The sequence below is a fragment of the Cryobacterium sp. Y62 genome, from assembly GCF_002929785.1.
Lineage (GTDB): Bacteria > Actinomycetota > Actinomycetes > Actinomycetales > Microbacteriaceae > Cryobacterium.
The window spans coordinates 1-13,344 of record NZ_PJJK01000079.1 but is presented as its reverse complement, the minus strand read 5'-3'; the positions used below and the strand labels follow the sequence as shown (position 1 = coordinate 13,344).

Below are 13,344 nucleotides of genomic sequence, written 5' to 3'. Positions count from 1 at the left end.
GTGTACTCCTAGTGGTTCGGGTTCAAGACTGAAAAGGGTGGCGATGCGAGTGCGCTTAGGTTGATCGCGCCGGTCTCGATCAGTTCGACTCGGTTGATTTCAGGGCCGATCAGGCGATGGGCGAGGGCCAGAAAATCCTCGGCGCTGTCGCCTGTGGCCTCATAGCGGTAGGTGGGCGGGGTTATGCGGCCGCGTTCGAGCCCCTGGCTGACCAGTACCCGGTAGACGTCGTTGGCGGTTTCGGTGTCGCTGGAGACCAGGGTTACGCCCTCCCCCATGACATAGGAGATCGCGCCCCGCAGGAACGGATAGTGGGTACAGCCGAGCACCAGGGTGTCGACCTCGGCCGCGCGCAGCGGCGCGAGATACTCCTCGGCGACGGCAAGTAATTCGGCACCGGTCGTGACACCGGACTCGACGAACTCCACAAAGCGGGGACAGGCCTGGCTGAACAGGGAGATTTGCGGCGCCGCAGCAAAGGCATCGTTGTAGGCGCGGGAGTTGATGGTGCCGACCGTTCCGATCACCCCGACCCGCTGGTTACGCGTGGTCACGACCGCGCGGCGCACTGCGGGCTGGATGACTTCAATCACCGGCACGCTGTAGCGTTCGCGGGCATCGCGCAGCATGGCCGCCGACGCTGTGTTGCAGGCGATGACGAGCAGTTTCACGTCTTGGGCGACGAGATCATCGAGCACATCGAGTGCGAAACCGCGCACGTCGGCGATCTTCTTCGACCCATAGGGCGAGTGCGCCGTATCGCCGATATAGAGGATAGATTCGTTCGGCAACTGGTCCTTGATCGCCCGGGCGACGGTCAGGCCGCCCACTCCGGAATCGAAAATACCAATCGGTGCATCCTTCACGGAGACTAAGCCTAGCCCGACCGAGCGGATAAGCTGTTTCGGGTGACCCCGTCCCCCACTTTCTCCGTGTCTGCACATGGCGGCCCAGCCGCTCGCACCCCCGCATTCCGCACCGACCGCTATGAACTTACGATGGTCGACGCCGCGATCCAAAGCGGCACCGCCGATCGCGAGTGTATGTTCGAGGCCTTCGCCCGGCGCCTGCCGGCTGGACGCCGCTATGGCATCGTGGCCGGCACCGGCCGTCTGTTGGAACTGATTCGGCAGTTTCGCTTCGAAACCGAAGAACTGACCTGGCTGGAGCAGAACGGGGTCGTGCACACGTCCACCCTCGACTATCTGGCCAATTATTCCTTCAGCGGCAACATTTGGGGGTATCAGGAAGGCGAAGCTTACTTTCCCGGGTCGCCGCTACTGCTGGTGGAAAGCACCTTCACCGAGGGCGTCATTCTGGAGACACTTATTCTGAGTGTGCTCAACTACGACATCGCGGTCGCGAGCGCGGCCGCGCGCATGGTCTCGGTGAGCCTCGGCCGCCCGATCGCCGAAATGGGGTCGCGCCGCACCAATGAACACTCGGCGGTCGCCGCTGCCCGCGCCGCGTTCATCGCCGGCTTCGCATCGACCAGCAACCTCGAAGCCGGCCGCCAATGGGGCCTGCCGACGATGGGCACCGCCGCGCACTCATTTATTTTGCTGCACGACAGCGAAGAAGAAGCATTCCAGGCACAAGTGGATGCCTTCGGTGCGGCCACGACGCTGCTCGTCGACACCTACGATGTGCCAGCCGGCATCGCACTGGCGGTCAAGGTAGCCGGCCCCGACCTCGGCTCGATCCGCATCGACTCCGGCGATCTGCCTACCGTTGTAGCCGCCGCGCGGGCCCAGCTCGACGCGCTCGGCGCCGTGAACACGAAGATCACTGTCACGAGTGACCTCGACGAGTTCGCCATCGCAGCCCTGTCGGCTAGCCCGGTCGACGCCTTCGGAGTTGGTACCTCAGTGGTCACCGGGTCGGGCGAACCGGCCGCCGGCCTGGTCTACAAGCTGGTCGCCCACAAGGGACACGGCGAGGACTGGATTTCCGTCGCCAAGACCTCGACCGCGAAACTCTCCATCGGCGGCCGCAAGAGCGCGCTGCGCCGAGTAGATGGCGCCGGAATCGCTCAGGAAGAAATCGTAGTGCTCGACCACGGGCCCGCTGCCCAGTTCGATTCCCGTAGCGGACTGGAACGAGCACTCCTCGTGCCCCTGATCGAAGGCGGCACCGTCGACGAACGCTACCTGGGATCTGCCGGGACCCTGCGCGCTCGCGCCCACAACGCATCCGTTATGCAGGAATTGCCGATTGAAGCGTTTCGACTCGGGCGCGGTGAGGCTGTTATTCCGACCTCGTATCGCTAGCTGCGGCCGGAATAGCTGTTACTTGGCCTTCATCTTTTCGTAGATAGCCTTACAGGTCGGGCAGACCGGAAATTTCTCCGGATCGCGTCCCGGCAACCACTTCTTGCCGCATAGCGCCTTGACCGGCTTGCCAGAAATGGCCGACTCCATGATCTTGTCCTTGGGGACATAGTGAGAAAACCGTTCATGGTCGCCCGGCTCGAGTTGCTCCTGCGTGATGAGTTCTTCGAGCTCACGGTCGAGCGTGGAAGTTCCGCCGCCGGGCTGGCCGGGTTCTGCAATGCTCGCGCGAAATTCAGTCATGGCACCAGTCTAAGCAATCTCGCGCCGGCTGGGCAGGCGCGTGCTGATCAGGCGCGCTGCGCGGAGGCGAGCATCTCGGGTCCACGACGTTCAAAGGTACGCGAGCCGAGCCAGATTCCCACGATCACGGCGAGCAGGCCGAGTCCGATTCCAATTCCCAGGCTACGCAGATGCCATACCGGATCTTCGGTGACTCCCAGATAGGCGAAAATGAGCGCGGGCAGGGCGAGAACGATTGAGCCGGTGAAGGTCAACGATTGCACGAGAGCGGATGCCGTGTCGGAGGCCTGCGGCTGCGCAAACGGGCTGTCGCCGGGTTTGCTGACCGGGTACGGAAACCTCGTCGACGTGTAGCTCGAAAAGCCCAGACCGGCCAGGAGAATGCAGGTACTCACTCCCAGCATGGAAGGCAAGACCGTCCAATCGCCGTAGAGCCAGATACTGACGGCCGACCCAATGCCGATAACAGGGACGGCAATGGCCAGTGCGGGAACGAGTCGACCAATTCGGTCTGCTACCCCGCGCGTACCGGAGGCAACGTGCAGCCAGATCGCCGTGCTGTCGTAGGCGACGTCGTTGTGCATGGTCCAACCTAGGAAGACGCACATAAGAGGCACCGGTAGCAGGGCGAGGTAGTGCACGGGCACACCGGCGATGTTGAGTGGCAGGACCGCGATGATCGGAACGATCGGGATCATGATGAGCGATACCCAGTAGCGTGAGTCACGGGCCCAATAGGTGAAGGTGCGGGCGGCGATGGCGCCGACGGCGTTGTGCGGCATACGGTCGAACCAGCCCAGCCCGGAGTACTGCTTCGCTGCCGCTTCGCGACCGGGCGACACGAGCATACGCGCCACGACCAGCTGCCAGATCAACCACAGGGTGTAGACCGACGCCGCCGCGATGACGAGCTTGAGGATCGCCGGGCCCCACGCTCCGGTGGAGGCATCCCCGGGAACAGCCCAGGCTGCGCCGAGCGGAGTCCAGCCCAGAATCGAGGCGAGCGTGCCGAGCAGCGCACGACCGTGACGCGCCCAGTCCGTGCTGATCAGTACCACAACCACCGGGGAGATCATGACTAACACGACGACTCCAATGAGGCCGGTGAATTCTCGCGAACGCCGGGTGGAGAGCAGAAATGCCGCGAGGGATGCGCTCACTCGCGACAAAAGAATGCAGGTGGCCAGGATGAGCCCGGCCGAGACGAGCGCGAGCAGCGCCTGGCCCACGCCACGCGACCAAGTGAACACGGTTCCGAGCAGAACAATGCTCAGTGTGACGGCCGGACCACCGATGAGAGCCGACCCCGCCAGGCCCAGCGACAGAGAACGGTTAGGAATGCCCAGGAAGGCAAACTTGCGTGGGTCCATGCTGTCGTCGATTCCGGCGACGATCGGGATGAGCAGAAAGCCCAGCACCACCACCGATCCGGCCACGATGAGCGAATCTCGAATCAGAGCTGGGTCACCGATGAACCGCAGGGAGATCAGGACGACCAGGAATGTCATGGCAACGCCGAGCCCGTAGAGCAGGCCTACGACCAGGCCGACGACCTGCCAGGGACTACGACGAAACAGGTTGGCGAGCAGTCGGAGTTTCAGTCCGAAAAATTGTGCAACCATTCCATGCCCTCCGCCACCTTGCGTCCACCGGCGAGTTCAACGAACCGGTCTTCGAGCGTCTTCTGACCGCGAACCTCGTCAACGGTGCCGGCCGCCAGGACCCGCCCCTGCACGATGATCGCGACGTGATCACAGACCCGCTGAATCAAATCCATACCGTGGCTGGACAGCACGACCGTGCCACCAGCGGCAACGTATTTCTGCAGAATTTCGGTGACGTTGACCGCGGAAACAGGGTCGACCGACTCGAACGGTTCATCGAGCACAAGCACGCGGGGAGAATGGATCATGGCACAGGCCAAGGCGATCTTCTTGGTCATGCCGGCGGAGTAGTCGGCGACCAGCCGGTTGAGTGCGTCCTCGAGGCCGAACGCTGCGGCCAAATCCGCCGAGCGGGTACGCACAGTGTCGTTGTCGATCCCGCGGAGGGTGCCAGCGTAGTAGAGCAGCTGCGCCCCGGTCAGTCGATCGAACAGCCGAAGCCGATCGGGCAGCACCCCGATGACACGTTTGGCGTCGTTGGGTCGCTTCCAGACATCGATACCGTGCACGGTGACGGTTCCTGCTGCCGGCCGCAGCAACCCGGTGATCATGGACAGGGTCGTGGTCTTACCGGCACCGTTCGGTCCGACAATGCCATAGAACGACCCGGCACGAACGGTCAGGTTGAGGTTGGAAACTGCGACGGTCTGTCCGAAGCGTTTGATCAGGCCACGGGCCTCGATCACGATCGTTGCCGGCTTGCCCACAGATTCGGGCACCGACTTCGGCTGTGCCCTGGGCGTCGTTTGAATCTTGGACTGAGCCTCGGACTGGGGCTCTAGCTCGGCCGGCTCCGTGGGCGCAGCGGTGCGGAGCCGATCCTGGAGTGCATCGCGAGTCGCATACGGACGAGTCGTTCCGTCGGTGGAGCTATTGGAAAGCGAGGACGTCGTGGCCCCGGACTGTGCTGGAGTGGCGGTTGAAGCGGGGACGGATGCCTTACGAACCGTCGGCTTGCGCACCGTCGGTTTACGTGCGGCCGGCTTGCGTATGGCAGGCTCGGCCGGTGTGGCAGGCTTGGCCGGTGTGGCCGTCGTGTCAGTGGATGTCGATGCATTCGGTTCAGACGCGGTCGGTTTCTCGGCCGTGGCCGCAGCCGGTGCCCTGGCGGCCGGCTTACGCACGGCCGGCTTACGCACGGCCGGCTTACGCACGGCCGGCTTACGCACGGCAGGCTTACGCACGGCAGGCTTACGCTCAGCCGGCTTAGAAACGGCAGGGTCATGCTCATTCGGTTTAACGAGGGCTGACTCACTTGCCGCCGGATTCGCGGCGTTGAGTTTCACGATCTTTCGTTCCACGGCGTTCGGCGCTTTCGATTCTGCAGAAGTGTCGGTGACAGATTCGTCGTCAGGTTCAGAGTTGAGCGGCACAAAAGTCACTCAGTTAACCTACCAAGGACCACCGCCCTGAGGGCGCGGACGGCCGGCTGACAGCCATTTCAACCTGTGAGTACGCTCCATGCCGGGTCACGAAATGGACACGTGCCGAGCCGTTTTTGCCCGCGGAACGACCCAACGGGTTATGGTGAGGTTGACATAACGGTGTGTCTTTACGTGAACATGTGGGTGAATCCTGAGCAAACTCTTCGCAAGCGAATGGGTTTTCAGTCGTAGCCCCGATCATTCTTGAGGAGATAATCGTGACGACGCAGGCAGCTAAGACGCAGTCGGTCAAGACGCACGTCGTCATCCTGGCGGCCGGCATGGGCAGTCGTCTTGGACGCTCGCTGCCGAAGCCGCTCACCGAACTGAACGATGGCCGCACCATCATGCAGCAGCAGTTCGACAACATCGCGCATGCCTTCGGCAAAGCCGCCGAGGTCACCATCGTCGTCGGCTACAAGCTTGAGCACATCATTGAAGCGTTCCCGCAGGCATCCTTCGTCTACAACGAAGAATACGACCAGACCAACACATCGAAGAGCCTGCTGCGTGCCCTGCAGGCTTCGAAGCCGGGTGGCGTGCTCTGGATGAACGGCGACGTTGTCTTCGACCCGGCCATTCTCGACCGCGCTGCCGCCATGATGGCCCGTGACCAGTCTTTCGTCACAGTGAACACCGACAAGGTATCCGATGAAGAGGTAAAATACACGACCAGCGCCGAGGGCTACATCAAGGAGCTGTCCAAGACCGTCAAAGACGGTCTTGGCGAAGCTGTCGGCATCAACTACGTGTCGAGCGCCGACAAGGCAACCCTCATTCGCCAGCTAATCAAGGTCGCCGACCAGGACTACTTCGAGCGCGGCATCGAGCTTGCGATCGAGCAGAACCGCATGCTGGTGGAGCCGGTGAACATCTCCGACTTCTACGCCGTCGAGGTAGATTTCGCCGAAGACCTCAAGCGCGCGAACCTGTTCGTTTAACCCACATCAACTCGCACGACCAAAACCCCTGCGCCTCGGCGTGGGGGTTTTTGAGCATCGCGACTTCAACCCGCCCTAGCACGGGCCAGCGATTCCGGGATAAAGGTCCCGTCTGCTGAGCACCGAAGGTGTCGGCGTCCCGGGCTGGGCCGTACAGAAGTGGCGTCGCAACCGCTGCATTCGAGTTCATACCTCGGTGCGGTCGCCCCGTCAGTTATAGCGGGATTTGGTCGCAGTCGGGCCTCAGAGTGACAGTACGGGCAAGTTATTCTCATGGAATGAACTCCTTCGTTCGGTCCCGCCCCGGCGAATCTGAAAAATCCAACATCTCACAGGACCATTCGCCTCAGTTTGTTCCCATCCAACTCGCAACCGATACCCCCTCTCTCCTTCTGTCTACCCCCCATTCTGGGGATAGTTCCATGCTTTAGAGGGATGCCCCTCGCTTTCTAGACGCGCCACTCGATCGCGGCCGCAGGCGCAGGCGCACGAATATCCCACCGCTGGCGTAGATTTGAGGTACGAAACTTTCAGAGGGTGGTCAGACGTGGCGCAGGACAGCATGACCGACGAACGGGACATCCTCGAGGTCGAGACCGTGGTGCTCGTTGCCGAGGACGGAACGCCGATCGGCGTGGCCGACAAGGCGCTCGTGCATGACTTCGACACGGCGCTGCACCTAGCATTCTCATGCCACGTCTTCGATGAAAACGACCGCATCCTGGTTACCCGCCGCGCGCTGACCAAGAAGGCCTGGCCGGGTGTGTGGACGAACTCGTTCTGTGGTCATCCTGCGCCCGGAGAGACCCTGGAAAATGCAGCAATTCGCCGCGCGAGCCATGAACTCGGCATCGAACTAACCGAACTCACTCTGGCCCTGCCCGACTTTCGCTATCGTGCAATCGACGCGTCCGGCATCGTGGAAAACGAAATCTGTCCGGTTTTCACAGCGGTCACAAGCTCGACGGTTGCGCCCCGCGCTGACGAGGTCTTGGAATGGCGGTGGGTGCCCCGCGCCGACCTCGTGTCGGCGGTACGGACCACCCCTTGGGCATTCAGCCCCTGGCTGACCCTGCAGCTCCCCCTGCTCTTTCCGCAGGTTTAGATCGCTTCGACACGAATTCAACTAGTGGCTTGTGACCCACAACGTTAATGTCGCGGAAATTTCTGGGTCGCGGGGTGTTTGACCGACCCCATCGTGAGGTTTGCAATCATCGCGCGTGCAGTCATTTCAGGACCGAAATTGCACTGGAAGCGCAGCGATAATCGGATGGTCCTTATGAATCACTCCGGTCTTCGAAGCTCCACCGGGTGATCCGATGTCATCAAAGAATTCCACGTTGGCCTTGTAATATTCCGCCCACTTTTCAGGCACGTCGTCCTCGTAGAAAATGGCTTCCACCGGGCACACCGGCTCGCAGGCGCCACAGTCGATGCACTCGTCGGGGTGGATATAGAGTGCACGATCGCCTTCGTAAATGCAATCAACCGGGCACTCGTCAATGCACGCTCGATCTTTCACGTCAACGCAGGGAAGAGCAATAACGTACGTCATAGTGAATTTTTCTCTCTCAAATGGGCGAGCTGTGGTCAGGAATTATTGGTCAGCCAATCGATGCTGCGTCAGTCCATCAGGACCTGGCCGCGTTTCTCCGGAAGCCCGAATGCGCCCAGTGCGGCGACCAGGAAAAATGCTGCGAACACGGTGAAGAGCAGACCGGTTCCGCCCGTGTCCCGCAACCCAGGCACGGCGAGCGGGGCCAGGATCGCAGCGCTCCGACCGATGCCTGCCGCCCAGCCAGCCCCGGTCGCGCGAATGCGGGTGGGATACAGTTCCGGAGTCACGGCGTAGAGCGCTCCCCACGCGCCCAGGTTAAAGAACGACAGCAACATGCCAGCACCAATCACCTGGCTGGTTTCTGTGGCCATGCCAAACAACGCGGCCGAAAGCGCGGAACCAATGAGGAACGCAGCGAGGGTTCTGCGCCGGCCCCAGCGTTCGATGAGGTAGGCAGATGCGGCATACCCCGGTAGCTGGGCCAGGGTAATGATGAGCGTGTAGGCAAAGGATCGAGTGAGAGAAAACCCCGAGGCAACCAGAATGGTCGGCAGCCAGATGAAGGCGCCGTAGTAGGAAAAATTCACGCAGAACCAGACCAGCCACAGGGCTGCGGTCCGGCCTCGCAGCGCGCGCGCGAACAGCGCGGTCATCTGTGGTCGAGCAGCGGATGCCGTTGGCCTTGCCCCGCTCATAACTGCGGCCGATTCCGGGGGTGGCACCGTCACGCCGGCTGAGTGCTCAAATCGTTGAACGGTCGACTCTGCTTCCATAAAACGCCCACGAGACTCGAGAAAACGCACCGACTCGGGTAAACGCAGCCGAACGACCACCGAGTAAATGGCCGGGGCCGCTCCGACAGCCAACGCCCAGCGCCATCCGTTTTCTGATGACGGAACGACGAGAAATCCGATCACAGCGGAGACGGTCCAGCCGATGGCCCAGAACGATTCGAGCACGACGATAATTCGACCGCGAATTCGGGGCGGAGCAAACTCGCTGACCAGCGTCGACGCTACCGGAAGTTCCGCTCCGAGACCGAGCCCGACGACGAATCGCCAGGCGATGAGTACGGCAATGGAGCCGGACAGGGCGGATGCTCCCGTCGCGAGTCCATAGACGAGGAGGGTGAGTGCAAATACCCGACGTCGACCGATGCGATCGGCCAGAAGCCCTCCGAGGACGGCGCCAACGGCCATGCCGATAAAGCCGACGGATGCGACCCAGGACAATTCTAGGTCGCTCGCGTTCCACTGCACCGCTAATTGGGCCAGGACAAAGGAGATGAGCCCGACGTCCATGGCGTCCAGTGCCCAACCAAAGCCGGAACCGACCAACACGCCGCGATGCTCCCTCGTAAATGGAAGCGCATCCAGTCGCGCCGTTCGATTCAAACGTGCATGAACTTCGGCCACACGGTGTCCATTCCCATTAGTAGATCGTCAGACATAGCAATATTGCACTCACGCGGCTGGACGTGCCAGGCGAGGAAGCGTAACCGCGGCTACGGCACCGGCATCCGGCGGTACGATCACCACTTGTCTGGCCGGTACGTCTCCGATACAGGTCCTCACGAGAAGATCACCCGCCGCGTCAGTGCCGCGTTTTATGACTGCGAGTGCGACCGGTCCCAATTCGTAGTGCCGGGCAACCGATGTAACCAGACCAACGTTCTTGAACGGATCGGCCAGCGAGCCCCGGCCAACACCGTCCTGGCCAACACCATGCGGTGCCATGACACGATCCCCGCGCGACGGCAAGACACCCTCGAATCCATCCAGATAGAGCATGACGAGTCTGCGCGGTGGATGGCCAACGTTGTGAACCTTGGCCACCGTCTGCTGGCCGCGATAGCCACCCTTGTTCAGATGCACAGCGGTGCGCAGCCAATCTAGCTCATGAGGAATCGACTTGTCATCGACTTCGGTAGAGAAACGTGGGCGCCAGGCCGCTACGCGCAACGCTTCCAGGGCGTGCAGTCCAGCGGCCGGAATATCGGAACCGACGATCCCGCCCAGTGCGGCGCGAGGCACCAACGTCTCACTGTAGGTCCAGTCTGCCGCCGGGTGTCGCGTCGCGACTGCGTACTGGTATCCACCCGGGCGAACGCCCATCCACGGGTCGTGCCAGATCAGCGGTAGGCCATGCGGTACCGCTACCGGAAGCTCCGGCCGGCCGAGGCTCCCGATTGTCGCGAATTCCAAGGAACGATCGGTAAGTTCCACTCTCAAAGCAAATTTCATGCTGGCCAGCCAGAGGAGAAGCCCAGATGCTTGTTCGCGCTCAAGAAGCAGCCACAGGTCGGTCCCATCATCGAAAAGACGAACCGCGTAGTCGATCCGACCGGTCATATTCAAAAGCAGAGTCTCTGTGGACTCGCCCGGTGCCAGATTGGCGACACTCTGGCTGGACAGCGAATCAATCCAACTGCGCCGATCGGAGCCGGAGACGGCGATGACCGCCCGGTGCGAGAGGTCAACAATCGCCGTACCGGTAGCCAGGGCACGCTGCTCTGAAAACGCGTTGCCGTAATGGGCCGCGATGCCGGCATCGACCGGCTCAGCAGACTCGACGGCGCCGGGCCTGTTCAAAAATTTGCTGGTCATGCGGCAGCCTTGTCTTTTAGTACATTCCGAGTTGAAGCCGAGCGGCCTCCGACATTCGGTCCTGGCCCCATGGCGGGTCCCAGACCAGCTCGATGTCGATGTCACTGATACCGGGAACCGATTGGATCGCGGTGTGGGCATCCTTTTTGAGCACATCGCCCATACCGCAGCCCGGCGCGGTCATGGACATCTTAACTTCGACCCGGTGGGTGCCATCGGCGAGCAACTCCGCTTGGCATAGGTAGATCAGACCCAAGTCCACGACATTGATCGGGATTTCCGGGTCGAAAACGTTCCTGAGCTGGTCCAGCACCTGGTCCAGATCGAATGGACCGTCATTCTCGATCACTGTTTCTGCGGCCGACCTGGTCAATCCGAGCGCGGCCGAGTCCGCGGCACTGATGCGAACGAGATACCCCATTGCAGTTTGAACGGTAACGCTCTCACCGAGGGTCTGCGTCACGACAACCTGTTCGCCAGCCTGGAGCAACATCGGCTGCCCGCCCGGAATCACCGTCACCTGGCAGCTCTGGCTAAGTTCAACGATCGTGTACCGGTCTGAGTCCATGGTCTGTTATTCCTTTCTCGTCCTGGCGGTTGCCGTCTTCGAGCGCGTTACGTAACGCCTGCCACGCCAGGGAGGCGCACTTGACCCGAGTCGGGTATTCCCACACGCCCGAGAGCACAGCAAGTTTGCCCACCCCGGCCAGTGACGCTTCGTCCTCGGATTCGCTGGTGAGCATGGTGTGGACGCGAGCGAATAGCGTCAGGGCCTCCTCGGGTTGCAGACCCTTGACGGCCATGGTCATCAGCGAGGCGGAAGCCTGGGAGATGGTGCATCCGCTCCCCGTGAAGGCAACGTCGGCGATAACACCGTCGGTGACTTGAACGGAGAGGGTTAACTGATCGCCACAGAGCGGATTGAGAGCTTCTACCGTTCGGGTCGCGCCGTCGATTTTACGAAAGTTACGTGGCCGGCGCCCATGATCGATGATCATTTCCTGGTAGAGACCCGCGATGCCTGAACTGGTCGAAGCCATCCCTGAGCCGGCCGTCATGGTCCCACCGGCCCTCATTGCCCGACCTGGCCAGCGCCATTGGCGAACCGGGTAGCGACCACTCGTTCCAACTGTGCGCGCAAAGGCTCCAATTCAATCCGGTCCACCATCTCGTGCACAAACGCGTAGATGAGGAGCCCGCGGGCATCCTCCAGCGGTATGGCGCGGGCACGCAAGTACAGGATCGCCTCATCATCCATTTGACCAACCGCCGCACCGTGCGTGCACTTCACATCGTCGGTGTAGATTTCCAGCCTTGGTCTAGTGTCGACCTCAGCGCGGTCGGAGAGTAGCAAATTCTTGTTCTTCTGGTTCGCATCGGTTCCGTCCGCGCCGTGACGAACCATGATGTGGCCGTTGAATACCTCGTGTGAACGTCCGTCCAGCACCCCCTTATAGAGCTGGTGGCTGGTCGTGTTGGTGGCTACGTGATCGACGAAGATTGTGTTGTCGTGGAGTTGATCACCCTGGGGCAGGTAGACACCATCGAGGCTGACCTCCGCGCCGCTGCCGTCCAGAAGTACCCGCACTTCGTGCCGGGCGATGCTGCCGCCAAGCATGACCGAGCGCGAGGAGAAATGACTGTTGCGGCCCTGACGCACCGATAGCAGCGCGACATGGAATGCGGTCACCGGCTCGTTTTGAACCTTGTAATGCTCAATTTGCGCGTCCTCGGCGAGAACGAGTTCGGTGACGGCGTTGGTGCAGTACACGTCGGTATCGATTCCAGCGTAGGTCTCGACGATCGTCGCGCGCGAGCCGGGATCGGCGATTATCACAGACTTGGGACTCGAGATCAGCGGGATCCCACCGGTGTCGGAGAAGAACACGAGTTGGATCGGTTGCTCAACGATTGTGGCGGAGGTCAAGTGGATGAATGCGCCATCCTCGGCGAGTGCGTCGTTGAATGCGGCGAACGCGTGACGTGCTCCAGGCGTATGTGCAAAGAAGGGTTCAAGTCGATCGGGCCCCGCCGCTAGCACTGCGGCCAGAGTCGTAACGACGGCGCCGCTTGGCAGCCCCGTCACCCGAGAGAATTCAGCCGCAAAGTGTCCGTTGACGAAGACCAGCCGTGGCCCGCCGAGATCGACCGCTGCTTCGTCGATCAGGGCCGCACTGACGCGGCTGCCCGAGACCACGGTGCCGGATGTTGCGGTGGCGGACGTTGCGGTGGCGGCGTCGAAGGGAAGGGCCAGAATCGGGCCAAGTGCGGTGTACTTCCAGTCCTCATCCTTGTGGGTCGGAAAGCCATGCCTGCCCACCCAATCGAGGGCGTTCAACCGCGCCTCGCTGAGCCAACTAGGATCGCGGCCGTCGCGCTCGAGTTCGACGCCGGCAAGAACTCCGCCAGTTGCTCTCGCTACGGTCATCGTACGGCCCCGACTGGTGTTTGCCCAACCTGTGTCGCACGCGGCACGGTGGACTGCTGCGTATCGGTATAGCCGTGCTCTTCGAGCTCGACGGCGAGGTCTTTGTCCCCGGAGCGCACGATTCTTCCGGCGGTCATAACATGCACCTGA

At 61.7% G+C, this 13,344-nt stretch carries 13 protein-coding genes; 3 read left to right on the top strand and 10 right to left on the bottom strand.

What is annotated here, in order from left to right:
• Nucleotides 1-8: 8 nt before the first annotated feature.
• Nucleotides 9-866, bottom strand: a complete 858-nt coding sequence (murI, locus tag CXY71_RS03250) for a glutamate racemase (protein ID WP_104134255.1) — start codon at nt 864-866, stop codon at nt 9-11.
• 66 nt (nt 867-932) lie between these two features.
• Here murI and CXY71_RS03245 point away from each other — a divergent pair, with 66 nt between their 5' ends.
• Nucleotides 933-2,270, top strand: a complete 1,338-nt coding sequence (locus tag CXY71_RS03245) for a nicotinate phosphoribosyltransferase (RefSeq protein ID WP_255412615.1) — start codon at nt 933-935, stop codon at nt 2,268-2,270.
• Between the two features lie 18 nt (nt 2,271-2,288).
• Here CXY71_RS03245 and CXY71_RS03240 read toward each other — a convergent pair whose 3' ends face one another.
• Genes CXY71_RS03240 through CXY71_RS03230 form a run of 3 tightly spaced genes read right to left on the bottom strand, consistent with a single transcriptional unit; the run spans nt 2,289 to nt 4,956 of the window.
• On the bottom strand, nt 2,289-2,573 hold the full coding sequence (locus CXY71_RS03240; protein WP_104134253.1) for a DUF3039 domain-containing protein: 285 nt from the start codon (nt 2,571-2,573) through the stop codon (nt 2,289-2,291).
• A 47-nt stretch (nt 2,574-2,620) separates the two neighbouring features.
• Nucleotides 2,621-4,195, bottom strand: coding sequence for a hypothetical protein (locus CXY71_RS03235; protein WP_104134252.1), 1,575 nt, complete (start codon nt 4,193-4,195; stop codon nt 2,621-2,623).
• Nucleotides 4,171-4,956, bottom strand: a complete 786-nt coding sequence (locus CXY71_RS03230) for an ABC transporter ATP-binding protein (RefSeq protein WP_233198087.1) — start codon at nt 4,954-4,956, stop codon at nt 4,171-4,173. The genes CXY71_RS03235 and CXY71_RS03230 overlap by 25 nt, the downstream gene beginning before the upstream one ends.
• Before the next feature lie 923 nt (nt 4,957-5,879).
• On the opposite strand from CXY71_RS03230, the gene CXY71_RS03225 reads away from it, so the two are divergent.
• Both CXY71_RS03225 and idi read left to right on the top strand, forming a co-directional pair.
• Nucleotides 5,880-6,602, top strand: coding sequence for an NTP transferase domain-containing protein (locus CXY71_RS03225; protein WP_255411342.1), 723 nt, complete (start codon nt 5,880-5,882; stop codon nt 6,600-6,602).
• 562 nt (nt 6,603-7,164) lie between these two features.
• A complete protein-coding gene (gene idi, locus CXY71_RS03220) occupies nt 7,165-7,707 on the top strand; it encodes an isopentenyl-diphosphate Delta-isomerase (protein WP_104134270.1) in 543 nt (180 codons plus the stop codon).
• Nucleotides 7,708-7,833: 126 nt separating this feature from the next.
• Here the strand turns inward: idi and fdxA are convergent, their stop codons facing one another.
• The 6 genes from fdxA to sufD all read right to left on the bottom strand — a co-directional run bounded on the left by fdxA (nt 7,834) and on the right by sufD (nt 13,194).
• Nucleotides 7,834-8,157 (bottom strand): ferredoxin, encoded by a 324-nt coding sequence (fdxA, locus tag CXY71_RS03215; protein ID WP_104134251.1) that lies wholly within the window; start codon nt 8,155-8,157, stop codon nt 7,834-7,836.
• Between the two features lie 68 nt (nt 8,158-8,225).
• Entirely contained in the window at nt 8,226-9,500 is a 1,275-nt protein-coding gene (locus tag CXY71_RS03210) for an MFS transporter (protein WP_304481822.1), read from the bottom strand.
• 123 nt (nt 9,501-9,623) lie between these two features.
• A complete protein-coding gene (locus CXY71_RS03205; RefSeq protein ID WP_104134250.1) occupies nt 9,624-10,766 on the bottom strand; it encodes a folate-binding protein YgfZ in 1,143 nt (380 codons plus the stop codon).
• A gap of 16 nt (nt 10,767-10,782) precedes the next feature.
• Nucleotides 10,783-11,334: an iron-sulfur cluster assembly protein gene (locus CXY71_RS03200; protein ID WP_104134249.1), complete on the bottom strand. Its 552-nt coding sequence runs from the start codon at nt 11,332-11,334 to the stop codon at nt 10,783-10,785.
• On the bottom strand, nt 11,306-11,806 hold the full coding sequence (gene sufU, locus CXY71_RS03195) for a Fe-S cluster assembly sulfur transfer protein SufU (protein WP_104134248.1): 501 nt from the start codon (nt 11,804-11,806) through the stop codon (nt 11,306-11,308). Before sufU ends, CXY71_RS03200 begins: the two co-directional genes overlap by 29 nt.
• Before the next feature lie 32 nt (nt 11,807-11,838).
• Nucleotides 11,839-13,194, bottom strand: a complete 1,356-nt coding sequence (sufD, locus tag CXY71_RS03190; protein ID WP_104134247.1) for a Fe-S cluster assembly protein SufD — start codon at nt 13,192-13,194, stop codon at nt 11,839-11,841.
• Nucleotides 13,195-13,344: the final 150 nt, after the last annotated feature.